This window comes from Flavobacterium sp. T12S277, from assembly GCF_048514875.1.
In the GTDB taxonomy this organism is placed as follows: Bacteria; Bacteroidota; Bacteroidia; order Flavobacteriales; family Flavobacteriaceae; genus Flavobacterium.
The window spans coordinates 77309-101719 of the sequence record NZ_JBLYEG010000008.1 but is presented as its reverse complement, the minus strand read 5'-3'; the positions used below and the strand labels follow the sequence as shown (position 1 = coordinate 101719).

Annotated in this window: 19 protein-coding genes; 5 read left to right on the top strand and 14 right to left on the bottom strand. The window is 38.8% G+C overall.

Going from position 1 to position 24411, the window contains the following annotated elements; translation table 11 throughout:
* Window positions 1–18: 18 nt before the first annotated feature.
* Window positions 19–417 (bottom strand): NIPSNAP family protein, encoded by a 399-nt coding sequence (locus ACN1CN_RS13390; RefSeq protein ID WP_419136019.1) that lies wholly within the window; start codon window positions 415–417, stop codon window positions 19–21.
* A gap of 284 nt (window positions 418–701) precedes the next feature.
* Between ACN1CN_RS13390 and dnaX the strand changes: the two genes are divergently transcribed.
* Window positions 702–1787, top strand: a complete 1086-nt coding sequence (gene dnaX, locus ACN1CN_RS13385; RefSeq protein WP_419136018.1) for a DNA polymerase III subunit gamma/tau — start codon at window positions 702–704, stop codon at window positions 1785–1787.
* A gap of 13 nt (window positions 1788–1800) precedes the next feature.
* Here the strand turns inward: dnaX and ACN1CN_RS13380 are convergent, their stop codons facing one another.
* Window positions 1801–1992, bottom strand: coding sequence for a hypothetical protein (locus tag ACN1CN_RS13380; protein WP_419136017.1), 192 nt, complete (start codon window positions 1990–1992; stop codon window positions 1801–1803).
* 88 nt (window positions 1993–2080) lie between these two features.
* Here ACN1CN_RS13380 and ACN1CN_RS13375 point away from each other — a divergent pair, with 88 nt between their 5' ends.
* Window positions 2081–2425 carry a DNA polymerase III gene (locus tag ACN1CN_RS13375; RefSeq protein WP_419136016.1) on the top strand — a complete coding sequence of 115 codons (345 nt, stop codon included), beginning with the start codon at window positions 2081–2083 and terminating at the stop codon, window positions 2423–2425.
* 4 nt (window positions 2426–2429) lie between these two features.
* Here the strand turns inward: ACN1CN_RS13375 and ACN1CN_RS13370 are convergent, their stop codons facing one another.
* From ACN1CN_RS13370 to ACN1CN_RS13340, 7 genes are all read right to left on the bottom strand, one after another.
* On the bottom strand, window positions 2430–3008 hold the full coding sequence (locus ACN1CN_RS13370) for an NAD(P)H-dependent oxidoreductase (RefSeq protein WP_419136015.1): 579 nt from the start codon (window positions 3006–3008) through the stop codon (window positions 2430–2432).
* A gap of 6 nt (window positions 3009–3014) precedes the next feature.
* Complete coding sequence (locus tag ACN1CN_RS13365) at window positions 3015–4043, bottom strand: NAD-dependent epimerase/dehydratase family protein (RefSeq protein WP_419136014.1); 1029 nt, start codon at window positions 4041–4043, stop codon at window positions 3015–3017.
* Window positions 4044–4103: 60 nt separating this feature from the next.
* Window positions 4104–4664, bottom strand: a complete 561-nt coding sequence (locus ACN1CN_RS13360) for a Crp/Fnr family transcriptional regulator (protein ID WP_291286884.1) — start codon at window positions 4662–4664, stop codon at window positions 4104–4106.
* 17 nt (window positions 4665–4681) lie between these two features.
* Entirely contained in the window at window positions 4682–5263 is a 582-nt protein-coding gene (locus ACN1CN_RS13355) for a TMEM175 family protein (RefSeq protein WP_419136013.1), read from the bottom strand.
* Window positions 5264–5441: 178 nt separating this feature from the next.
* Window positions 5442–6332, bottom strand: a complete 891-nt coding sequence (locus ACN1CN_RS13350) for a Ppx/GppA phosphatase family protein (RefSeq protein WP_264524556.1) — start codon at window positions 6330–6332, stop codon at window positions 5442–5444.
* 45 nt (window positions 6333–6377) lie between these two features.
* Complete coding sequence (ppk1, locus tag ACN1CN_RS13345) at window positions 6378–8447, bottom strand: polyphosphate kinase 1 (protein ID WP_264524557.1); 2070 nt, start codon at window positions 8445–8447, stop codon at window positions 6378–6380.
* Window positions 8448–8452: 5 nt separating this feature from the next.
* Window positions 8453–8938: a SixA phosphatase family protein gene (locus ACN1CN_RS13340; RefSeq protein ID WP_173964568.1), complete on the bottom strand. Its 486-nt coding sequence runs from the start codon at window positions 8936–8938 to the stop codon at window positions 8453–8455.
* Between the two features lie 502 nt (window positions 8939–9440).
* Between ACN1CN_RS13340 and ACN1CN_RS13335 the strand changes: the two genes are divergently transcribed.
* The 3 genes from ACN1CN_RS13335 to ACN1CN_RS13325 all read left to right on the top strand — a co-directional run bounded on the left by ACN1CN_RS13335 (window position 9441) and on the right by ACN1CN_RS13325 (window position 20303).
* Complete coding sequence (locus ACN1CN_RS13335) at window positions 9441–17276, top strand: choice-of-anchor L domain-containing protein (RefSeq protein WP_419136012.1); 7836 nt, start codon at window positions 9441–9443, stop codon at window positions 17274–17276.
* Between the two features lie 157 nt (window positions 17277–17433).
* The gene (locus tag ACN1CN_RS13330; RefSeq protein WP_264526344.1) at window positions 17434–18351 is read left to right on the top strand and encodes a type IX secretion system membrane protein PorP/SprF; all 918 of its coding nucleotides are present in this window, start codon (window positions 17434–17436) and stop codon (window positions 18349–18351) included.
* 11 nt (window positions 18352–18362) lie between these two features.
* Window positions 18363–20303, top strand: a complete 1941-nt coding sequence (locus ACN1CN_RS13325) for an OmpA family protein (RefSeq protein WP_419136011.1) — start codon at window positions 18363–18365, stop codon at window positions 20301–20303.
* Between the two features lie 209 nt (window positions 20304–20512).
* Here the strand turns inward: ACN1CN_RS13325 and ACN1CN_RS13320 are convergent, their stop codons facing one another.
* The 5 genes from ACN1CN_RS13320 to ACN1CN_RS13300 all read right to left on the bottom strand — a co-directional run bounded on the left by ACN1CN_RS13320 (window position 20513) and on the right by ACN1CN_RS13300 (window position 24387).
* A complete protein-coding gene (locus tag ACN1CN_RS13320; RefSeq protein WP_264524560.1) occupies window positions 20513–21025 on the bottom strand; it encodes a CAP domain-containing protein in 513 nt (170 codons plus the stop codon).
* A 178-nt stretch (window positions 21026–21203) separates the two neighbouring features.
* On the bottom strand, window positions 21204–21848 hold the full coding sequence (gene pdxH, locus ACN1CN_RS13315) for a pyridoxamine 5'-phosphate oxidase (RefSeq protein WP_264524561.1): 645 nt from the start codon (window positions 21846–21848) through the stop codon (window positions 21204–21206).
* 97 nt (window positions 21849–21945) lie between these two features.
* The gene (locus ACN1CN_RS13310) at window positions 21946–22851 is read right to left on the bottom strand and encodes a ribonuclease Z (protein WP_419136010.1); all 906 of its coding nucleotides are present in this window, start codon (window positions 22849–22851) and stop codon (window positions 21946–21948) included.
* An 88-nt stretch (window positions 22852–22939) separates the two neighbouring features.
* Window positions 22940–23272, bottom strand: a complete 333-nt coding sequence (locus tag ACN1CN_RS13305; RefSeq protein ID WP_419136009.1) for a ribonuclease Z — start codon at window positions 23270–23272, stop codon at window positions 22940–22942.
* Between the two features lie 188 nt (window positions 23273–23460).
* The gene (locus tag ACN1CN_RS13300) at window positions 23461–24387 is read right to left on the bottom strand and encodes an aspartate carbamoyltransferase catalytic subunit (RefSeq protein WP_007805228.1); all 927 of its coding nucleotides are present in this window, start codon (window positions 24385–24387) and stop codon (window positions 23461–23463) included.
* Window positions 24388–24411 lie beyond the last annotated feature (24 nt).

Sequence of the window (24411 nt, the reverse complement as noted above, 5' to 3'; positions counted from 1 at the left end):
TTTAAAAAAACACGACAATCATTTTGGGGAATAGTCCGTCTTTGTTAAAATCCGGTCTTCAATATTCCCCACTACATCGCCATATTTTGCTGTAAATTCTTTTTTAACCGCGATCCATTCCTGATCACTTTTAAAACCTTGCCAGGCTTTTTTCATAGTCGTTTCGTCCGGCCATTCCAGAAAATAAACAAACTCTGTTTTTTTGTCCGACTTTGATTCCCAGATCGAGGTGATCCTAAAATTATACTTCTTCATGATACGCATGGCGTGATCGCGAAAACGTTCATGGAACTGATTTTTATTGGACTCAAAAATCTCATAGATACGTAGTTGATAAACCGGACTGCTTGTCACAGTCGACTGAGATTTTACAATAAATGTGGTAACCAAAAGCAAAGTCGATAAAAATAATTTCATATCCGGCAATTTTAATTGGTTTTAGATTTCCATAAAGGATTGCATCAAAAATATAAATTTAAACCTGAATTCTTACAACTATGTCGAAATCAGTTTCATAAGAAAAAGTTAAAAATGAAGAACAAAAAATTACATCCTCCTAATTTTTTTCAGTCCCAAAATTCAAATTCTAAAACGTTACTTTCTCATATTCAAAACACTCAAAAACAACTCCAACATTTATCAATTTCAGATTTGTGATTTGGCAATTTTCAGCCTATATTTGCTATCGAATAAAATAGAACATGGAACAATTTTTAGTATCGGCCCGTAAGTATCGCCCACAGACGTTTAAGGATGTAGTGGGACAAAAAGCCATTACCAACACTTTGCTGAATGCTATTGACAGCAATCACCTTGCTTCTGCCCTTTTGTTCACCGGACCGCGTGGTGTTGGAAAAACAACCTGCGCGCGTATCCTGGCCCGAAAAATCAATCAGCCCGGATATGATGACCCTACCGAAGATTTTGCTTTTAACGTTTTTGAGTTAGATGCTGCTTCAAATAACTCTGTGGATGACATTCGTAGTCTGATCGATCAGGTTCGAATCCCGCCACAAACCGGACAATATAAAGTCTATATTATTGACGAGGTCCACATGTTGTCTTCGGCTGCTTTTAATGCTTTTCTGAAAACATTGGAAGAACCGCCAAAACACGCCATTTTTATTCTGGCTACCACAGAGAAACACAAAATTATTCCAACGATCTTATCCCGTTGTCAGATTTTTGATTTCAAAAGAATTACAGTAAAAGACGCTAAAGAACACTTAGCAGATGTTGCCGCAAGTCAGGGAATCAATTTTGAAGACGATGCTTTGCACATTATCGCTCAAAAAGCTGATGGTGCGATGCGTGATGCTTTGTCTATTTTTGACCGTGTGGTTTCGTATTGCGGAACTAACTTAACACGTCAGGCGGTAACCGAAAATCTAAACGTTTTAGATTACGAGACTTACATTAGCATTACCGATTTACTTTTAGAAAATAAAATTCCGGATCTTTTATTGGCCTACAACGACATACTCGCTAAAGGTTTTGACGGACATCATTTTATTGCCGGACTTGCTTCTCATTTCAGAGATTTATTGGTGAGCAAAACTCCTGCTACAATTGCTTTACTTGAAGTAGGTGAACAGGCCCAGCAAATGTATGGAGTTCAGGCACAAAAATGCTCCCAGGATTTTCTGTTAAAAGGAATCGATATCGCCAACGACTGCGACTTAAAGTACAAATTAAGTCAAAACCAACGCCTTTTAGTCGAATTATGTCTGATGCAGTTGGCCTCTATCAATTTTGATGGAGAAAAAAAAAAGTTGAGCAATTCATAATCCCCCCTACTTATTATAAAAATGGCGGATATTCTATCGTTGAAGTTAAAACTCCAAAGACAGAAGCTGCCGATACAGCTGTAGCCGCAAACGAAACTTCAGGAAACGAACAAACCGCTTCGACTCCAAAACCTGAAGCTCCAGCAGCTCCAAAGCCCGAAACAAGCACAGAGCCTAAAGTTTCTGCCTTTTCTTTATCAAGCATCCGCAAGAAAAAAGAACTGGAAGCAGTCAATAAAACGTATGTAAAACCGACAACTGAACTGCCTACGGAAGATTTTACAGAAACCGAAATGTTGCTGCAATGGAACAAATATGCCCAGCGTTTAGGCGACAAAGGTCACAAAATTATGCAGTCGTTATTGTTAATCAACGACCCGAAGTTAAACGGCACTGTTATTACTTTTGAACTACCGAACGAAGGTTCTAAAGTAGATTTTGAAGGTCAGATGTACGGGCTTTTAGGACATTTAAAAGGACATTTGCACAATCACGATATTACGATTGAGGTAATTGTTAACGAAACGATCCAAATTAAACGCAACCTCAACGATCAGGACCGATACAACCGCTTACTGGAAATCAACCCAAACATAGAACTATTGCGCTCTACATTTGGATTGGATTTGCAAGTCTAGTTCCTTATTTATTTTGCAGTCCGAAATTATACACTTTTTGCAGCCATTTTTTTCTTTGCGTTTCATCGGCTGTTTTTATAATTCCGATATAACTCACTTTTACAGGCTGGACACCACAGAATTCTAAAACAGTCTTTTTCAACTGATTGACACTGGGTCTCGCATAAAAAAATCGGTAGTACCAGCCGGGCTGATCTAAGGTAGTGATAATATGAGCGGTTTTTCCTTTTAACAATTTATCCCACCAAACGGAATTCTCACGGTATTGAAAAGCCATACCCGGTAAAAACAACCGATCTATAAAACCTTTTGTAATTGCTGGTAATCCACCCCACCAAACCGGATGAATCCAGACCAAATGATCAGCTTTTTTTATTTTCTCCCAGGCTTCTAACAAATCAGGTTCTAATTCGGTACGCTTTTGATAACCAAATTGTAAATTCGGATTGAAGTTGAGCTTCGCAATGGTAATCGTATCCACTTCTGTTTTAGATGCCAGTACTCCTTTGAGATACGATTCGGCTATCGCAAAATTAAAACTGGATGAGTTTGGATGGCCGTTGATAATAAGAATGTTTTTCATTTTCAATTAGCTTATATTAACATTAATTGTATTGTAAGCGCTTAAGGCTTCGTAAATTTCGGCAGACGAATGTATTTGGTGGCTAAAGTAAATCCCTTCTGCTACACTTTCACTCAACAGCTTTTCGACATGCAAAACTGCCGAAAATGCCGTTAATTCTGCCTGACCTTTTAAACTCTGCAAACTAACGCGCTTTGTTTTATTCTGTGTTTTAACCATGACTTCAAAAACCGTCTGATCTCCTTTTCCGCTCGAGCCAAACAAGAGCTGTCTTTCTTTTAGCGACATAATATTAAACACTTTCAGCGATTGAAGATACCCCATTAAACGTGTCACTATCTTAGAGTTATAAGTCATCTTAACCAAAACGGTTGGTATTTTTTCGATCTGATTTAGAATGAACAAATCCGGAACATCGAGGTTGTAAACCTGTCGTTTTCCTATTCCAAATGAAAAATTAAAATCTTCTGAATCCGAAAAATGTCTGACCTTTTTAGCTTTGTCATTTTCATAAACCACAAAGGGTTTACAGACGTTTTCCGCCAGAAAATGAGCCGAGCTTTTGCCAGCCAAATCTTTAATCGAATAATAAATATACAGCTTTGTTTCCTGAATTTTAGAAGTATCGGGCTCGACAAGATCCACCAGGCTGCTGACGATTCCGCCCATCCAGCCGGAACTAAAAACGATTCGGCTGTTTATCTTTTGTTTATCGGCTCTGGCAAAATCATGCGCGGCTGTTAGATCCGGAGTGGGTTTGGTAATATCGAGATAATCCAAGCCGTTTTGTATGGCAAACTGCAAGATTTTATTACTGCTGTCTTTTGCACACATTACAATCAAATCGATCTTATGGTCTGTAATCGCAGTAAAGGTTTCAGGCTGGTTAACATCTACAACTAAAGCATTTTTGGTTTGCCCCGGTTTACGACTTCCGACAAAAACTTTATAGTCAGAATTCCTCCCTTCAAGAATGCGCAAAATGATTTTACCTACTAATCCTGTCCCTCCAATTATTAAAATATTTTTCCTCATTGGTAATTTGTTTGGAACAAAAATAACGAAGAAACCCCTCTCGGGAACCGGACAAATGTCCTATAAAACAGCTTTGCGAATTCGGCTCAGATGCCTTGGTGTAACACCCAAATAAGAGGCGAGGTATTGCAGCGGTATTTGCTGAATGTAGTTTTTATGATTTTGATAAAGTTCTTCGTAACGCTGGGTTCCTGACAGTTTTTGAAAAGAAATCATTCTTTTTTGCAGCGTCACATATTCAATTTCGGCAATTTTACGGCCTACTTCCTGCCAGTAAATACTCGAGCTGTAAAGCTTCTCTATCCCTTCTTTGTGTATAACCTCGATTTCAGTATCGGTAAGTGCCTGAATGTTTTCTTCTGCCACTTTTTGCGTTATGAAGCTCGAAAACGACCCCATAAATTCATTTTCAAAAGCAAAACAGTTTGTTATTTCATTGCCCTGATGATTAAAAAAGAACGATCTTAAAATTCCTTTTTTTATCAAAACAATTTCACTACAAACCTGATCTTCTTTCAATAGGAAATCGCCTTTTTTAAGTTTTCGGACTGTAATTAAATCATCCAACTGATCTAATACGTCCTGCGGTAAATTCTTAATGGACTGAAAAACTGATTTCATGATATTCCCGAAATGAATTAATTTTTAGCAGCAAAAATCCTTTCTATTCTCTTGTCCGGAATAAGCCATAATAAAGCAACGATAAAATAAGCTGCTCCTGAAATCCATTCGTTATAAAACGAAAATACGATTCCCAAAATGTACAAAACAGAAGAAGTATGACCTTTTACATCGCGTCCTATCGCTTTTGCCAGGGTCGAATTTGTACCTTCATTCAGAATGATAATACGCTGCAAAATAAAGTATGCAATTGAACACAATAGCAAAACAGTACCATACAAAGCCATAGATGCTTTGGCAAAGTTATGCTCGCCCATCCATCCGGTTGCCACAGGAATCAAGGAAAGCCAAAAGAGCAAATGCAAATTAGCCCAAAGAATTTTTCCATTAACCTTACTGAGGCTATGAATTAAATAATGGTGATTGTTCCAGTAAATACCCACATAAACAAAACTCAAAACATAACTAAGAAACTTAGGAATCAGCGGTTTTAAATCGGCGAATTCATGACCAGCCGGTACTTTAATTTCTAAAATCATAATGGTTATGATAATAGCCAATACCCCATCACTAAAAGCCTCAAGTCTTGTTTTGTTCATTTATTGTGTTTGTTGGTTAACATTTATTTTTGCCACAGATTCAAAAGATTTCCACAGATTTATTTTTATTTGCCACGAATTTCACGAATCTCCACGAATTTATTTTTTGATGTTTTGAATGAAAAAATCATGCAACTGCTTCGTCTGTTCGCTATAACGCAGATCGCGGCAAAAAAAACTAAATTTTACCGTAATACATTGCTTTTACAATTCCGTCAGAAAGTCCAATTTTTGGAACGTAAATCTGGCGTGCTCCACTCCATTTCATGGCATTCAGATAAATTCTGGTCGCATGAATAATAACGTCGGCACGATCTGAATTCAGACCCAACTCGGCAATTCTTTGCTCGTAACTTAAAGAATTCAGGAAAGCATACTGCGAATTGATATAGATGTACGAAAGCGGTTTTTCCTGTTGTTTTCCGGACATTTTAAACAATTTATTGATGTTTCCACCCGAACCAATCAGGGTGACTTCTTCATAATCTGCCGTATTGGTTTTGATCCATTTTTCAATTTCATCCCAAACCACATCGTGCACCATATTGTTTAACAAACGTACGGTTCCGGCTTTGAAAGATCTGGAATTGATCATTTTTCCATCAGAAAATAAAGTAAATTCGGTACTTCCACCACCCACATCCACAAAAAGATAGGTCTCATCTGTTTTTAGTAAATGATGTAAATCTGTCGACGCAATAATTGCGGCTTCTTTTTTACCATCAATAATCTCGATTTTTATGTCGGCTTTTTTCTTGATCAGGGCCACAACTTCTTTTGCATTATAGGCCTCGCGCATTGCTGAAGTTGCAAACGCCATATAACGTTCTACTTTATGTACTTTCATCAAAAGGTTGAATGCTCTCATCGCATCCACCATTCGATCTATATTTTCTGCTGAAATTTCTCCTACGGTAAAGGCATCTTGTCCCAAACGAATTGGCACACGAACAAGTGAACTTTTGTTAAACTGTGGTTCTTTCCCATCTTGTTCTACAACATTCGATATCAGTAGCCTCATGGCATTGGATCCAATATCTATCGCTGCAAATTTCCTTATATTAATCATGCTCACTTATGATTTTATTTTTTATTGTTTTTATTAATTGATGTGTTATACCACTTCTTCCTGAACCGTTATTTTATTCTGATAATATTTATACGTTTCAAACTGCGCTCTAAATGGAGCATGGTGATTTCTGGGCTTATACTTATTATCTAGTTTATAGGAATGATATCTCACTTTAACATTCCCTTTCCACGCAATATTGAAATTGTCTATTAGTTCTTTCTTTATCTGAAGATCATAAATCGGACAGGTAACTTCGACTCTTCCATCAAGGTTTCGGGTCATGAAATCGGCCGATGAAATATAAACTTCTGTTAATCCTGCATTTCCAAAAATATAAACTCTTGAATGTTCCAGATAATTGTCGACAATACTTATGGCTTCAATGTTTTCGCTCATCCCCGGAATTCCCGGAATCAACGAACAAATTCCTCTTACCTGAAGCTGAATTTTAACTCCTGCATTACTGGCTTCGTACAATTTATCGATCATTTTAAAATCAGACAAACTGTTCATTTTTAATTTTATATGTGTTTTTCTACCTGCCAGTGCATGTAGAATTTCACGATCGATGAGTTTGATAAATTTTGATCGGGTATAATGCGGGGATACAATTAAATGTTTGTATCGGTGCACCCTGTAGTTGATATCAAAAAACTCGAATATTTTAGAGATGTCTTTCAGAATTTGCTGATGACAGGTAAACAGGGTTACGTCGGTATAAATTTTAGCCGTCGATTCGTTAAAATTTCCGGTCGAAATAAAGCCGTAACGACGTGTTTTACTGTCTTCTACTCTTTCGATGACACAAATTTTACTGTGTACTTTTAAGCCTTTTATTCCAAAAATAAGATCAATTCCTTCTGTCTGCATCTGCTCGGCATAGGAAATATTGGATGCCTCATCAAATCGTGCCTGAAGCTCGATCTGAACGGTTACTTTTTTACCATTTTTCGCTGCATTAATCAAAGAACTGATAATCTGTGAGTTCTTTGCCAAACGGTATAATGTAATTTTTATACTGGTTACTTTTGGATCTAAAGCGGCTTCACGCAAAAACTTTGTCAGATACGAAAAGGACTGATATGGAGCATGCAGTAAATAATCTTTTTTACTGATTTTTTCCAAAATACTGCCCTCGAGACTCAAGCCCGGAATTGGCAAAGGTTCGTTTGGCTTGTACAGCAAATCGTATCTTCCCAAATTGGGGAAACTCATATAATCACGTCGGTTATGATAACGTCCACCCGGAATTATACTATCGGTTTCTACAATTTTCATTTTATCCAAAAAGAAACGCAAGGTATCTTCTTCGATTAAGTTGTCATAAATAAAGCGAACGGGCTCTCCTATTCTTCTGTCTTTTACAGAGGATGCAATTTTTTCGAGCATACTCTTACTCAAATCACTATCGATATCCAGCTGGGCATCGCGTGTAATTTTGATCATGTGTGCCGAAACGCTTTTATAATCAAAAATATTAAAGATGTTTTTCAGATTGTAACGAATTACATCGTCAATCAATATCACATACTGCTTGTCACTTTCCGATGGCAGGACCACAAATCGGTTTATGGTTTTTGGAATTTCAATAACAGCGTAACGCACTTCATCATTGGTATTCATTTCCAATCGAACAGCCAAATAACCCAGGGTATCTTTAAGAACCGGAAATTCAGCCAGATCGTTTAAGATAATAGTCACCAGTTCAGGGCTTAACTTCTCTAAAAAAAAGTCTTTCAGATAGCTTTCCTGCTCTTTTGTAATTTGATCTTCATTGATGATAAAAATATTTTCGGCTTCGAGTTCTGCTTCGATATTGCCTAAAATGCGTAAACTTTCAGATTGCTGCTGAATCACAATTTCGGTAATGTCTTTAATGAGCTGGTGTGCCGAAACTCCACCTAAATATTTTTCGCCGGAAATTCCGGAAAGGCTTAATCTTCGAATTGCAGCATAACGGACTCTGAAAAATTCATCTAAATTGTTTGAAAAAATTCCAACAAAACGCAACCTGTCTAAAAGTGGAACCGAATTATCTCCAGCTTCCTGAAGTACTCTTGCATTAAACGCCAACCAACTTTTTTCTCTATCGATATATTTCTGTTCGTACACTTTATTTATTTTAAATCTTTGGGGAAAATTGTTTTATGAGTTTTACCTTTATTAATGGTGTTCCAACTGTCTGCATCAAACTGTAGTGATACAAAGCCTGAAGTAGGTACATTTTCGATAAAAACATCCCCAAATTTATTAACAAAATTTGTAATAGCCTCGTTATGTCCGAAAAGAATAACGCTTTCAAAACTATTATCACATGATTTGATAACTTTTTCGAGCTGTTTGTCATCAAAGGTATAAAGGTCGTCTTTATAAACGATACTTTCTATAGGATAAGAAATATTTTGCGCAAAAATAAGTGCCGTTTCTAAAGCTCTCGCTGCAGTACTACTCCACATGATATAGGTTTTAGGAAGAAACTTTGAAATCGTTGCCGATACTTCATGTGCATCTAAAATTCCTTTTTTCATCAATGGTCTGTCGAAATCTTTTAACGGGGCTTCCCAACTTGATTTTGCATGGCGTATTAAAATTAAGTTTTTCATAAGCTGAAGGTTTACATTCCTCATTAAAAGAGGTTGGTTTTTTATTGAACTTCTAATTTACAAAAGAAATCTTAAACCTTTTCTTTTTTTTATTTCTGTTAACATTTCAACAAAATTTTTAACGGCGAACTGAAAAGTAAAAATCTAAAATCCTTAACAAAGGAAAACTTCCCTTATTTAACAAAAAGTGTTCTTCATCTATTAAATCAAACACTTAGTCGATATTTTCCATATTCATAAAAAATTAACCAAATAATTGATTATTAATCACTTACAAGAATCAAAAAGCAGCCTTTTTAACAAATAAAACAAAAAATTAGCCTCCGTTTTTTTGTCAGAAATGGCAAAAAAAAGTGTTTTTTGCCCCCTTATTTAACAAAAAAAATACACTTCAACGAGTTTTTAGGTTAGTTGCGGAGAAAAAAAATCAAAAGTAATTACACGTTATAACTTTGATTCTGTTAAAATATCACAAGTACTTTCAAAAACAAAATCCTAAAATATGAAAACTAAAACTACTCTTCAAGAAGTGGGAAATTTCATTAAATGTGGTAAGTATATTTTCCCTTTTCACCAAAACATTCAACATGATGTCTTTTCTAAAATTAACTTAAAATCTTTATTGATTTTAATTTTAGGATTAACAATGTATTCTTCGGCAGTTTTTGCTCAGGAGATCCCTGTTAGGATTGGAAATACTATTTCATCAACTAAACTAACTTCCAAGACAGCAAAAACGGCAGCCACAACCGAAGCTGTTAGTGCTCTGGCAGCTGTTGCCGGTTCAATTGATGTTGCCAATCCTGCTGCAGGCTACAATGGTTATAATGCCGATCAGCTTGTTCGTAATGTATTAACGTCCGGATGTTTAACCATCGACAATGTTCGCTTTGGTTACTACAGAAGAAACAATAACAACACCTGGACCTGGGTAAATCATACCTGGTCTTCAACTGCCGGAGACCGACAATTGGGATACTACAGCAAAGGAACTTCTACATTCCCAATAGACGAAGGACTTCTTTTGTCTACAGGGAAAATCAGTTCAGCTATGGGACCTAATACGTACACCAACAGGTCTGATGAAATGGTAAACGAAGCGAGTGATCCTGATTTGGCTGGAATTGCCGGCAGAACCATGCACGATGCCTCCATATTGGAATTCAATTTTATTCCGGACGGAAATCTTGTAGAGTTTAAATTTATTTTTGCATCTGAAGAGTATCTGGAATATGTAAATACACAGTTTAATGATGCTTTTGGATTCTTTTTAAGCGGCACCGGAATTACCGGTACGTATACCAATAATGCGATTAATCTTGCCCAATTGCCAAACGGTGATGCGGTAACCATAAACAACATACACTCTGCCGGAACTAACGTAAATAATGTTGCGTTCCCGGCAGTAAACGACGCTTACTACTTAAACAATCCTCCTGGTTCTACCACTATGGAATATGATGGTTCAACTGTCGTTCTTACTGCTACTTATGCTGTTACACCTGGAAATACTTATAAAATAAAAATGGCTATTGCCGATGCATCAGACCAAAGATGGGATGCCGGTGTGTTTTTGAAAGCAAAAAGTTTTGCTACAAACACTCTGGTTATTACTAATCCTGCCCCTGTATGCGTTAATGGTACAGCAAACCTTACTTTGCCAGCAGTTACTGCAGGAAGTACTGCCGGACTTACTTATACGTACTGGCAGGATGCTGCAGCAACTATTCCTTATAACACTCCAACTGCAGCGCCAGTGGGGACTTATTACATTAAAGGTACAAATGTACAATCGGGCTGTTCTGATACGAAACCGGTTGTTGTGAGTCAGACCAATATTGTGATTACCGAAACTGCCGGTTCGCATGTTGATGTAAAATGTAAAGGAACTACAACCGGATCAGCGACCGTAACTGCCACAGGAGGAACTGCGCCTTATACCTATTCCTGGGCACCATCAGGTGGATCCGCAGCAACGGCTTCGAATTTAGCCGCTGGAACTTATACTGTAACCGCTACTGATTCAAAAGGATGTACCGGTACCAAACAAATAATTATTACGGAGCCTGCAGCTATCCTGACTGCAACCACTTCGCAAACCAACGTACTTTGTAATGCCGGAACTACAGGTTCTGCAACCGCGACTCCTGCCGGAGGAACCGGGCCTTACACCTATTCCTGGGCACCATCAGGCGGATCGGCAGCAACAGCTTCTAATTTAGCAGCTGGAACGTATACCGTAACGATCAAAGATGCTAATCTTTGTACAATCACCAAAACGGTTACCATTACAGAACCAACGGCGCTAACCGCTACCACCACACAAACCAACGTACTTTGTAAATCTGCAACAACAGGTTCTGCAACCGTAACTCCTGCGGGAGGAACAGGAGCCTACACGTATTCTTGGGCACCATCTGGAGGTTCAGCAGCAACAGCTTCTAATTTGGCAGCGGGAACTTATACCGTAACCATTAAAGATGCTAATCTTTGTACGATAACCAAAACGGTTACCATTACAGAGCCTGCAAATGCCTTGACCGCAACCACTACGCAAACCAACGTACTTTGTACATCTGCAACAACAGGTTCTGCAACCGTGACTCCTGCGGGAGGAACAGGAGCTTACACTTACTCTTGGGCACCATCAGGTGGATCAGCAGCAACGGCTTCTAATTTAGCAGCAGGAACCTATACGGTGACGATTAAAGATGCTAATCTTTGTACGATAACCAAAACGGTTACCATTACAGAGCCTGCAAATGCCTTGACTGCAACCACTTCACAAACCAACGTACTTTGTACATCTGCAACAACAGGTTCAGCAACCGTGACTCCTGCGGGAGGAACAGGAGCTTACACGTACTCTTGGGCACCATCAGGTGGTTCAGCAGCGACAGCTTCTAATTTAGCAGCGGGAACTTATACCGTGACGATTAAAGATGCCAATCTTTGTACAATCACTAAAACGGTTACCATTACAGAGCCTGCAAATGCTTTGACTGCAACCACTTCACAAACCAACGTACTTTGTAATGCCGGAACTACTGGTTCTGCAACAGTTACCCCTGCGGGAGGAACAGGAGCTTACACGTACTCTTGGGCACCATCAGGTGGATCAGCTGCAACAGCTTCTAATTTAGCAGCGGGAACTTATACCGTGACTATTAAAGATGCTAATCTTTGTACGATAACTAAAACAGTTACCATTACAGAACCAACGGTGCTAACTGCTACAACCACACAAACCAACGTACTTTGTAAATCTGCAACAACAGGTTCTGCCACCGTGACTCCTTCGGGAGGAACAGGAGCTTACACGTACTCTTGGGCACCATCAGGCGGATCAGCAGCAACAGCTTCTAATTTAGCAGCCGGAACTTATACCGTGACTATTAAAGATGCTAATCTTTGTACGATCACCAAAACAGTTACTATTACAGAGCCAGCCAATGCCTTGACTGCGACCACTACGCAAACTAATGTACTTTGTAATGCCGGAACTACAGGTTCTGCAACCGTGACTCCTACAGGAGGAACCGGAGCGTATACTTACTCTTGGGCACCATCAGGTGGATCGGCAGCAACAGCTTCTAATTTAGCCGCAGGAACTTATACGGTGACTATTAAAGACGCTAACCTTTGTACGATTACTAAAACCGTTACCATAACAGAGCCAACGGCGCTGACCGCAACAACTACACAAACCAATGTGGCTTGTAATGCTGGAAATACAGGTTCTGCAACCGTGACTGCTGCAGGAGGAACCGGAGCGTATACGTACTCCTGGGCACCATCTGGAGGTTCAGCAGCAACAGCTTCTAATTTAGCGGCCGGAACGTATACGGTAACTATTAAAGATGCGAACCTTTGTACCATTACTAAAACTGTTACCATCACGGAATCATCTACTTTGACCGCAACAACCACACAAACTAATGTGGCTTGTAATGCCGGAACTACAGGTTCTGCAACCGTAACTGTTGCCGGAGGAACACCAGGTTATACTTACTCTTGGGCACCTTCTGGAGGTTCAGCAGCAACAGCTTCTAATTTAGCAGCAGGAACTTATACCGTGACTATTAAAGATGCGAACCTTTGTACCCTTACTAAAACCGTTACCATTACAGAACCAACTGCATTGACCGCTACAACTACACAAACTAATGTGGCTTGTAATGCCGGAACAACAGGTTCTGCAACTGTGACTCCTGCCGGAGGAACAGGAGCGTATACTTACTCTTGGGCACCATCAGGTGGATCAGCAGCAACAGCTTCGAATTTAGCAGCCGGAACTTATACGGTGACGATTAAAGATGCTAATCTTTGTACGATTACTAAAACAGTAACGATTACTGAACCAACTGCTTTGACTGCTACAACCTCACAAACTAATGTGGCTTGTAATGCCGGAACAACAGGTTCTGCAACTGTGACTGCTGCCGGAGGAACCGGAGCGTATACGTACTCTTGGGCACCATCAGGTGGATCAGCAGCAACAGCTTCTAATTTAGCAGCCGGAACTTATACCGTGACTATTAAAGATGCAAACCTTTGTACCATTACTAAAACCGTTACCATAACAGAGCCAACTGCACTAACCGCTACAACTACACAAACCAATGTGGCTTGTAATGCCGGAGCTACAGGTTCTGCGACAGTGACTGCTGCCGGAGGAACCGGAGCGTATACTTACTCCTGGGCACCATCTGGAGGTTCAGCAGCAACAGCTTCTAATTTAGCGGCAGGAACATATACCGTAACTATTAAAGATGCGAACCTTTGTACCATTACTAAAACAGTTACCATAAGAGAATCATCTACTTTGACCGCAACAACCTCACAAACTAATGTGGCTTGTAATGCCGGAACGACAGGTTCTGCAACCGTAACTGTTGCCGGAGGAACTCCAGGTTATACTTACTCCTGGGCACCATCAGGTGGATCAGCAGCAACAGCTTCGAATTTAGCGGCCGGAACTTATACCGTGACTATTAAAGACGCTAATCTTTGTACCCTTATTAAAACCGTTACCATAACAGAACCAACGGCGCTGACCGCTACAACTTCACAAACCAATGTGGCTTGTAATGCCGGAACTACAGGTTCTGCAACTGTAACTGCTGCGGGAGGAACCGGAGCGTATACATACTCTTGGGCACCATCAGGTGGATCAGCTGCAACAGCTTCAAATTTGGCAGCAGGAACTTATACGGTGACTATTAAAGATGCTAATCTTTGTACCCTTACTAAAACAGTAACGATTACAGAACCAACTGCTTTGACTGCAACAACTACACAAACTAATGTGGCTTGTAATGCCGGAACTACAGGTTCTGCAACTGTAACTGCTGCCGGAGGAACCGGAGCATATACATACTCTTGGGCACCATCTGGAGGCTCAGCAGCAACAGCTTCTAATTTAGCAGCCGGAACCTATACCGTAACTATTAAAGATGCTAACCTTTGTACGATTACTAAAACCGTTACCATAACAGAACCAACTGCACTAACCGCAACAACCTCACAAATTAATGTGGCTTGTAATGCCGGAGCTACAGGTTCTGCAACCGTAACTGCCGCCGGAGGAACCGGAGCGTATACCTACTCTTGGGCACCATCTGGAGGTTCAGCAGCAACAGCTTCTAACTTAGCTGCAGGAACATATACCGTAACTATTAAAGATGCTAATCTTTGTTCAATAACAAAAACAGTAACGATTACAGAGCCAACTGTATTAACAGCCACTACTTCACAAACCAATGTAGGCTGTGGAGGTGACAATACAGGATCTGCTACCATTACTGTTTCCGGTGGAACTCCAGGTTATACTTACTTGTGGTCTCCATCTGGCGGAACTGCTGCTACAGCAAATGCACTTGTGGCAGGAACTTATACGGTGACTGCAACAGATGCGAACTCTTGTACCATAACGAAATCGGTTACTATTATTGATGGAGATTCTACTAAACCAATCATAGATCCTCTACCACAAAGTACTACTATTAATTGTCCTGCAACACCAGTATTTGCAACTGCTACTGCAACGGATAACAATGGCGTGATTTCATCATTAACTTATACAGATGTAATTACTCCGGGTGGATGCGCGGGTTCTTACACTCAAACCAGAACCTGGACCGCTGTTGATGCCTGTGGAAATGTTTCACTTCCTGTGAGCCAGGTTATTGTTGTACAAGATATTTCTGCTCCAACATGGTCTACTCAAACTGCTTCTTTGGATAAAACTATCGAATGTAGTGATACAGCAGCCTTAACTTCTGCACAAGCCTTGTTCCCAACGGCAACTGATGCTTGTGATACCAATGTTTCAAACATTGTAAAAGTAAGCGGTGCTTTTGTAGCCTCTCAAGGTTGTTCTAATGCAGGAACCTATACCAATACCTGGACAGTAAAAGACGATTGCGGAAATACTTCGGATACTTTCACTCAGGTGATTACCATTCAGGATACTTCTAAACCAACATGGTCTACTCCAACTGCTTCTTTAGACAAAACTTTAGAATGTAGTGATACAGCAGCCTTAACTTCTGCACAAGCCTTGTTCCCAACGGCGACTGACGCTTGTGATACCGATGTTTCAAACCTTGTAAAAGTAAGCGGCGCTTTTGTAGCCTCTCAAGGTTGTGCCAATTCAGGAACTTATACCAATACCTGGACAGTAAAAGACGATTGCGGAAATACTTCGGATACTTTCACTCAGGTGATTACTATTCAGGATACTTCTAAACCAACATGGTCTACTCAAACTGCTTCTTTAAATAAAACTTTAGAATGTAGTGATACAGCAGCCTTAACTGCTGCACAAGCCTTGTTCCCAACAGCAACTGACGCTTGTGATACCGATGTTTCAAACCTTGTAAAAGTAAGCGGTGCTTTTGTAGCTTCTGAAAGTTGTTCTAATGCAGGAACCTATACCAATACCTGGACGGTAAAAGACGATTGTGGAAATACTTCTGATACTTTCACTCAGGTGATTACCATTCAGGATACTACAAAACCAACCTTTACCGGAACGTTACCTGCTGACATTACTGTTTCTTGCGATGCTGTTCCGCAGCCTGCAAATATGGAAGCCTCTGATAATTGCAATGGCAACTTACCAATTGTTTTCAGTGAAACAAAAAGTAATATTGAAAATCAATGTGCTACAAATTATACTTTAACCCGTAAATGGACAACCAGTGATTGTGGTGGAAATACCATTTCTTACACTCAAATTATAACTGTAAGAGACACTACTCCGCCTACAGGAACAGCTCCTCTTAATGTAGCCAATTTGCAAACCATCGCTAATATTCCTGCCGGAAATCCAAGTGACATCAAAGACGCTAAGGATAATTGCAGCAGTACAGTAAACATTACGGTAAGTGACACTAACAATGGCGGAAGCGGCTGCGACGGAAGTCCTTACATCCTGACCAGAAGCTATACCCTAACCGATTGTGCAGGAAATAAAACCGTACTGGTACAAACCTTTACAGTAGCCAATACAGTTTCGGTAAGCGGAGTGGCTACCAATGTGAACTGTCTGGACGGAAAAACCGGTTCAATCCTGGTAACCAATAGTCCAGGTTCGACTGTGGTAATTAGAAACGCTAACAACGAAATTGTTGGAAACACCAATTTACCGGCCGGAACATACACCCTTACAGCAACATCGCCTGTAAACAATCAGAATCAAACGTGTACGGCTACCGCAACAGTGACAATTACTGCAACTCCTAGTGGAACAACAACGATCAGCAGTAAAGCCTGTAACGATGATTCGACTCTGATAAACTTGTTATCCTTATTACCAGAAAACACTCCTACTACAGGAACCTGGGTGGACAACAATAACACCAACAGCATACAAGGAAATAATTTTAATCCTTTTGGTCTGGCGCTGGGCACTTATACCTTCGAATACAGAATACCGGATACATTCTGCCCAAGAACTATTGTACTGAATATGGAAGTAAATGATGATTGTAAAGTACTTGCCTGCGGAAGCGTAGTCGTTCATAACGCCTTCTCGCCTAACGGAGACGGAATCAATGATATCTTCAAAATAGACAGTATTGACGATACCACTTGTTATCCTGAAAATGATGTAGAGATTTACAACCGCTGGGGAGTATTGGTATTTGAAACACATAATTACAACAATCAAACCAATGCCTTTGATGGAATTTCAAGAGGCCGAACTACCGTCAAACAATCTGACGGACTACCAACAGGAACTTATTTCTATATTATTAATTATAAATCATTGGACGGAAATAATGTGCTTCAAAACAATAAAAAAGATGGGTACTTATATCTATCAAAATAAGAAAGAAAAAATATATTCTATTGTATCACAAACACATAAAGAAGCTTTTTACAATTAATTAATAAAAAAATCCTTATTTTTGAATATACAAATGCATAGACTTTTTTTCGATTTTCTTGGATAAAAAGTAGTACTAATGAAAATAATAAATACCACTATGAGAACAAAATTATTTTTCTTCGTCATTATGTTTGTAACAATTGCTGGTTATGCCCAACAGGATGCACAATTTACGCAATACATGTACAATACCATAAACATCAATCCCGCTTATGCCGGATCACGAGGAGCTTTAAGTGTTTTTGGATTGTACCGCACCCAATGGGTTGGACTCGACGGGGCACCTGAAACCAGCGCTTTCTCTGTAAATAGCCCGATAAACAACAGTAATCTGGGAGTAGGAGCCTCTTTAGTAAACGACAAAATTGGTCCAACCAATGAAAATAACATTTCTGTCGACCTCTCTTATACTGTTCAAACCTCAGCCGATTTTAAACTTTCGTTTGGTATTAAGGGAACAGCAAACCTGTTCAATCTTGATGTCAGCAAATTAAATCCGGAGAGCCAGGGAGATCCACAGTTTCAGGATCTAAACAATAAGTTTTCACCAAATGTGGGAGCCGGAGTCTACTGGCATTCTGATAAAGCTTATATCGGTTTGTCTGTACCCAACTTTATCGAAACCAATCGGTTTGATGATAACGACTATGCCATTTATAAAGACAAAATCAATTATTACTTAATAGCCGGTTATGTGTTTGATTTAGACCAATACCAATACATCAAATTCAAACCTGCCTTACTGACCAAAATGGTTGAGGGAGCACCGCTTCAGGTAGACGTTTCTGCAAACTTTATGTTTATGGACAAACTTGTGGTTGGACTAGCGTATCGTTGGAGTGCTTCAATAAGCGCCATGGTAGGGTTTCAAATAACCGATGGCCTTTATCTTGGTTATGGTTACGATCGCGAAACCACCCGACTGAACAACTATAATTCGGGATCACATGAGATATTCCTGCGTTACGAATTCTTCAAAAACAATGGTAAAATGACAACGCCACGTTTCTTCTAAAAATAATGATTATGAAAAATTATATACTCCTTTGCTTAACAATTATCTGTTCTTTTTCATTCGGCAGTTATGCGCAACAATCGAAAATTAATACTGCTGATAAAAACTACGATAATTATGCGTATATCAACGCTATTAAAACCTACGAACGTGTAGCCGATAAAGGGTACAAATCAGACGATTTGTTTAAGAAGCTCGGAAATTCTTACTACTTCAACTCTAACTTTGAAGTAGCCGCAAAATGGTACGGTGAATTATTTGCCATGAATACCGCTGTCGAGCCTGAGTATTACTATCGATATGCACAATGTTTGAAATCGACCGGGCAAACAGCTAAAGCTGCTAAAATCATGGAAGAGTTCGCGGCTAAATCGAAAAACGACGACAGAGCGAAATTATACGCCGAAGATGTAAACTATCTCGACAAAATTAAAGCCAATTCAGGCCGATACAAAATCGAAGATGCCGGAATCAATTCTAAATATTCCGACTACAGTTCTTTTGTGTACAATGGTAAAATATACTTTGCCTCTGCCAGAGATACCGGAAACTTTTCACAGCGCAAACACAAATGGACCGGAGAGTATTTTACTAATTTGTATTTTGCCGACACCGACCCTGCTTCCAACAGCGTTGTTAAGGTCAATAAATTTAAAACATCCCTAAACACGAAGTTTCACGAATCTTCTCCCGCTTTCACAAAAGACGGAAAAACGGTTTATTTTACGCGAAACAACTACATCAATGGTAAAAAAGGAAAAGATGACAACAAAATTACTTTAATCAAAATATACAAAGCTACTCTTGAAAACGGAAAGTGGACCAATATCACGACACTTCCTTTTGACAGCGATAATTACAGTACCGCACATCCGGCATTGAGTCCTGATGAAAAAACACTGTACTTTGCCTCTGATATGCCCGGAACTGTAGGACAATCTGATATTTACAAAGTGAGTATTAACGGAGACAGCAGTTATGGTACACCTCAAAACTTAGGAAAAACCATTAACACCCAGGGAAAAGAAACATTCCCATATGTAACCAGTGATAATGAAATTTACTTTGCTTCCGACGGGCATCCGGGTCTGGGAGGACTGGATGTTTTTGTAGGTAAAATTGAAGATAACGGAACCATTAGCAGCATTCAGAATCTTGGAGCAGATGTCAATTCACCAAAAGATGATTTTGCCTATATTATTGATCCCGCTTCCAGAATAGGGTATTTCAGCTCTAATAAAGATGGCGGACAGGGTTCTGATGATATTTACAAATTCCTTGAAACCCGAAGACTACAATGTATCCAGGAGTTAAACGGAGTGATTACAGATGCCGAAACCTTAGCAATTTTACCAAATACAAAACTAACGTTGTATGACAATCAGGGAGCGGTAAAAAACAATACCATTTCAGATGCTACAGGTTTTTACAGTTTTCCGGTCGAATGCGGAAAAACGTATAATGTAAGAGCTGAAAAAGAAGATTATACTACCAAAGAAATAAACATCACTATCGGGAAACTTACCGGAAAAACGAGTCTTCCTATTGCTTTGGATAAAGCAACCTGCAAAGTGACCATCGGTGATGATTTAGGAAAATGTTTTGGTATTAAAATGATCTATTTTGATCTGGACAAATCAAATATTCGTACCGAAGCTGCTCTGGATCTGGAGAAAATACTGGATGTATTAAACAGTCATCCAACGATGAAACTTGACATTCGTTCGCATACCGACAGCCGTGCTACACACAAATACAATGCGGCCTTGTCTGATAGAAGAGCAAAATCGACTATTGCATGGCTGGTTAAAAACGGAGTCGCCAAAAACAGACTAACCGGAAAAGGATACGGAGAAACCCAACTGGTAAATGGCTGTTCTGATGGTGTACCTTGTACAGAAGAACAACATCAAATGAACAGAAGAAGCGAATTTATTATTACAGCCCTGTAAGCTTTAATATTTTAAAAATTCAAATTCCAAATTCCAAAACCCTGTTCGGGAGCTTTGGAATTTGGAATTTCTTTTTTTTGGAATTTGCTTTTTGGAATTTGGAATTTGTTTTTTGGAATTTGTCTTCGTAAAAATATTGGCAAAAAAAAAATCGTTGCAATTCTGTGAATTACAACGATACATAAAAACTAACCAGTCCAAAATTCTCTTTACATCTTCACAAAGATGTTTGTATAGTATTTTTTACCTGTTTGAGGATCAATAGAAACTGATAAACCAAAGTGGGTATAATCTCCTTCGATATTTGCTTTATGCCCCGGGCTATCCAGCCAGGCTCTTAAAGCTGCTTCGGAAGTTTTATAATTGTAAGCGACATTCTCACCTACTTTTTTAGCTCCTAAAACACTCATGATATTATTAGAACGAGAAGTAAAATCATTATGATCAACCACATTGTTTGCGATCATGTACTTGTTATGCTCTTCGCATTTAAAGGAAACGTGATTTACTCTTTGCAGCGCATTAAGACCAATACTTACCCGATAGTCATTGATAAGTTTCATAGATTCGATTTCTGAATCATTGTAAGTGTAACTGGCAACAACCGTTTCGGTTTTAGTACCGTTTTCGGTAGCCTCTGCACTATCCGATGAACAGGAGCTCATTGCAACAAGTACGAAAACTATTGCAACGAACCTCATGTTATGCATCATCTTTCTCATAATCACATAGTAGTTTAACTTTTAAAGTAGATGTTGGGGCAAATCCTTTAAATTCTTTATTTAGATAAATTGATCTGTTATATTTTCTTACTCAAACATATCAAATCTACCGGTAAACTACAAAAATAATCGATGAACTACATAACAATTCTATATTAACATGTGTTTTTCTTACAAATCAAGACGATAGTCGCTCAATCTTCCATGAAAAGTCAGACTGACTCTGATAACGAATCCTGTCGTGCAATCTGTTGGGCCTTCCCTGCCAGAATTCTACCTCTAAAGGAGTTACTAAAAAGCCTCCCCAATTTTCAGGTCTCGGAATGTGTTTTCCTTCAAATTCTTTCTCTAATTTTTTCAAATTTTCTTCCAGAAAAGTTCGGGACGGGATCACTTCACTTTGCTTCGAAACAATCGCTCCGAGCTTGCTCCCGTCGGGACGAGAATCAAAATAACCATCAGATATGTTCTCAGCTGTTCGGGTGGCAATTCCTTTTATGATTACCTGACGTTCCATTTCCTGCCAGAAAAAAGACAAACAAACATGGGGATTCGCTGTTATTGCTTTTCCCTTTTCTGAATCATAGTTGGTATAAAAAATGAAACCTTCCTCCGAAAATTTCTTCAACAACACTACTCTCGATTTGGGAAAACCGTCCAACCCAATTGTTGAAACTGTCATAGCATTGACTTCTCCATTTCCGCCAAAATCTTCTACCTCATGAAACCATCGGTTAAAAAGATTAATTGGATCTTCCGGAATATTCGTTTCTAATAACTCACTCTTTTCGTAAGATTTTCTATAATTGCTTAAATCGTTCATAATTGCTGATTTTAGATTGTAGACTTTAGATTTTTACTTTAGATTTTTACTTTGATTTACGGATACACGTAACCATTGTAATTCATCCTCAAAAAACTCAAAACTCAAAACTTCTTCCATCATCTCCTAAGAGAACGTTTGGAAAAACGGTTTCAGCTTCTTCTTTAAAACGTTCGATACCATCGTATCGAGTTGAATAATGTCCGAGTATCAATTGTTTTGCATTTGCTTTAAGGGCAATAGTTGCTGCCTCTTTTGCCGTTGAATGCAGCGTTTTCTGCGCTAATGCCGCTTCTGATTCTAAAAAAGTAGCTTCGTGGTATAAAACATCAACATCCTTTATTAAAGGAAGTATGGCTTCGTGATAGGCGGTATCCGAGCAAAAAGCATAACTCATTGCAGGAATTGGATCAAAGGACAGCTTTTCGTTTTTTATTACAGTGCCATCATCCAGTGTAACATCGCCGCCGCCTTTTATTTTTTGATAGTACGCCGTATGAATATCATATTGCTGTACGGCTTCAACATTCAATTTTCGGTCACCGGGTTTTTCCTGAAACAAAAATCCGTTGGTATACACACGATGTTTTAGCGGAATCGTTTTTACAATAACCTTGCTGTCTTCAAAAATAACTTCGCTTTCTGTTGCTTCCAGTTCATGAAAAAACAAATCATAGCTCGTCCAGGAATTGGACAATCTCAATTGCAAAGTAATAATCTCCTTTACCCCTTTCGGTCCATAAATGTGTAAATCAGTCGTACGGCCTAAAAGCGCAAAAGTTGAGATCGTACCAATTAATCCATAAAGGTGATCCCCATGCAAATGCGAAATAAAAATATGATTTATTTTAGAGAATTTAATTTTGTTCTTGCGCAGCTGTACCTGAGTTCCTTCACCGCAATCAATTAAAAACATTCTGTTCTTAATCTCTAAAACCTGCGAAGTCGGATTGGTAATTGTTCTGGGAGTTGCGGCATAACAGCCTAGTATGGTAAGCTTCATTTTAGATTGTTGATTTTAGATTTTAGATTGAATATATATTTTAGATTTCAACATTCAAAATCTAAAATCTGAACTCTAAAATCTACAATTAAAACCCCAGGTCTCTTTCGATTTCTTCCATTTCGATAATGTCATGTGCTTCCAAAAGTGATGGAACCACTAGTAATTTAGCTGAAACAGCATTAAAGTCAAGATCAGAAACTACTACTACAAATGATTTTTTGGCTTTTTTCTGTTGTTTGGCCAAAGGCAGAAAAAGCTTTACTTCTTTTTCAGAAACATCAGTATCTGCAGACAAATCGATTATAATATTTTGTTTTTCAAAGGTTTTAAACTGTTGCGTTACTTTTTCCAAAAAAGCATTAAAATCTCCCTGGGTATCTTTAATGGTAACGGTATGTCCTTTTTGATCTACTTTCATCTTCTAATTTATAGGCTCTGTTAGAGAGCTAAGGTACGATTTTTTTGTGGTTTCAGGTTTCAAGTTTCACGTTTCAAGTTTCAGGTTTCAAGTTTCAGGTTTCAGGTTTCAGGTTTCAGGTTTCAGGTTTTATAACGTTCAGCTTATCGAACTTGAAACAAATAAAACTTGAAACAAATAAATAAAAACTACTGAATCTTAGAAGCCAATAAATAAATAACGGCCATTCTGATCGCGACACCATTTTCAACCTGATTCAAAATCACGGAATGATCTGAGTCTGCTACTTCAGAAGTTATCTCTACCCCTCTGTTGATTGGTCCCGGGTGCATGATTACGATTTCTTTTCCAAGAGAATCCAGTAAGGGTTTATCTACTCCATATTGTTGTGCATATTCGCGTGTAGAAGGAAAAAAGTTTACATCCATACGTTCGTTTTGTACGCGAAGCATGTTGGCAACATCACACCATTCTAAAGCTTTACGCAAATTTGGTTCAACGGTAACACCAAGCGATTCGATGTATCTTGGAATTAGTGTTTTTGGACCACAAACTTTTACTTCGGCTCCCTGCATCTTCAAAGCATATATATTGGACAAAGCCACTCTTGAATGCAGAATATCACCTACAATAACTACTTTTTTTCCGGCCACATCGCCTAATTTTTCTCTAATCGAGTAACTGTCTAATAAAGCCTGTGTTGGGTGCTCGTGTGCTCCGTCTCCGGCGTTCACGATACTGGCTTTGACATTTTTGGATAAAAAATAAGCCGCTCCGGGGTTGGAGTGGCGCATTACAACCATATCAACTTTCATTGAAAGGATATTATTTACAGTATCAATCAGGGTCTCTCCTTTTTTGACCGATGACTGAGCTGCCGAAAAACTAATCACATCAGCAGAGAGTCTTTTTTGTGCCAACTCAAAAGAAAGTTTGGTCCTGGTACTGTTTTCAAAGAAAATATTGGCAATGGTAATATCTCGTAATGAAGGAACTTTTTTAATGGGTCTGTTAATGACTTCTTTAAAATGATCGGCAGTTTCAAAAATCAGGTTAATATCATTTTCATTGATATATTTAATTCCTAATAAATGATTTACGCTTAATTCTTTCATTGTGTTTGTTTATATATTTATTTG

What these genes read in the sequence shown, in the direction of transcription:
- ACN1CN_RS13390 (WP_419136019.1), bottom strand. Translation starts at nt 417, where the DNA reads ATGAAATTATTTTTATCGACTTTGCTTTTGGTTACCACATTTATTGTA.
- dnaX (WP_419136018.1), top strand. Translation starts at nt 702, where the DNA reads ATGGAACAATTTTTAGTATCGGCCCGTAAGTATCGCCCACAGACGTTT.
- ACN1CN_RS13380 (WP_419136017.1), bottom strand. Translation starts at nt 1,992, where the DNA reads ATGCTTGATAAAGAAAAGGCAGAAACTTTAGGCTCTGTGCTTGTTTCG.
- ACN1CN_RS13375 (WP_419136016.1), top strand. Translation starts at nt 2,081, where the DNA reads ATGTTGCTGCAATGGAACAAATATGCCCAGCGTTTAGGCGACAAAGGT.
- ACN1CN_RS13370 (WP_419136015.1), bottom strand. Translation starts at nt 3,008, where the DNA reads ATGAAAAACATTCTTATTATCAACGGCCATCCAAACTCATCCAGTTTT.
- ACN1CN_RS13365 (WP_419136014.1), bottom strand. Translation starts at nt 4,043, where the DNA reads ATGAGGAAAAATATTTTAATAATTGGAGGGACAGGATTAGTAGGTAAA.
- ACN1CN_RS13360 (WP_291286884.1), bottom strand. Translation starts at nt 4,664, where the DNA reads ATGAAATCAGTTTTTCAGTCCATTAAGAATTTACCGCAGGACGTATTA.
- ACN1CN_RS13355 (WP_419136013.1), bottom strand. Translation starts at nt 5,263, where the DNA reads ATGAACAAAACAAGACTTGAGGCTTTTAGTGATGGGGTATTGGCTATT.
- ACN1CN_RS13350 (WP_264524556.1), bottom strand. Translation starts at nt 6,332, where the DNA reads ATGATTAATATAAGGAAATTTGCAGCGATAGATATTGGATCCAATGCC.
- ACN1CN_RS13340 (WP_173964568.1), bottom strand. Translation starts at nt 8,938, where the DNA reads ATGAAAAACTTAATTTTAATACGCCATGCAAAATCAAGTTGGGAAGCC.
- ACN1CN_RS13335 (WP_419136012.1), top strand. Translation starts at nt 9,441, where the DNA reads ATGAAAACTAAAACTACTCTTCAAGAAGTGGGAAATTTCATTAAATGT.
- ACN1CN_RS13330 (WP_264526344.1), top strand. Translation starts at nt 17,434, where the DNA reads ATGAGAACAAAATTATTTTTCTTCGTCATTATGTTTGTAACAATTGCT.
- ACN1CN_RS13325 (WP_419136011.1), top strand. Translation starts at nt 18,363, where the DNA reads ATGAAAAATTATATACTCCTTTGCTTAACAATTATCTGTTCTTTTTCA.
- ACN1CN_RS13320 (WP_264524560.1), bottom strand. Translation starts at nt 21,025, where the DNA reads ATGAGAAAGATGATGCATAACATGAGGTTCGTTGCAATAGTTTTCGTA.
- pdxH (WP_264524561.1), bottom strand. Translation starts at nt 21,848, where the DNA reads ATGAACGATTTAAGCAATTATAGAAAATCTTACGAAAAGAGTGAGTTA.
- ACN1CN_RS13310 (WP_419136010.1), bottom strand. Translation starts at nt 22,851, where the DNA reads ATGAAGCTTACCATACTAGGCTGTTATGCCGCAACTCCCAGAACAATT.
- ACN1CN_RS13305 (WP_419136009.1), bottom strand. Translation starts at nt 23,272, where the DNA reads ATGAAAGTAGATCAAAAAGGACATACCGTTACCATTAAAGATACCCAG.
- ACN1CN_RS13300 (WP_007805228.1), bottom strand. Translation starts at nt 24,387, where the DNA reads ATGAAAGAATTAAGCGTAAATCATTTATTAGGAATTAAATATATCAAT.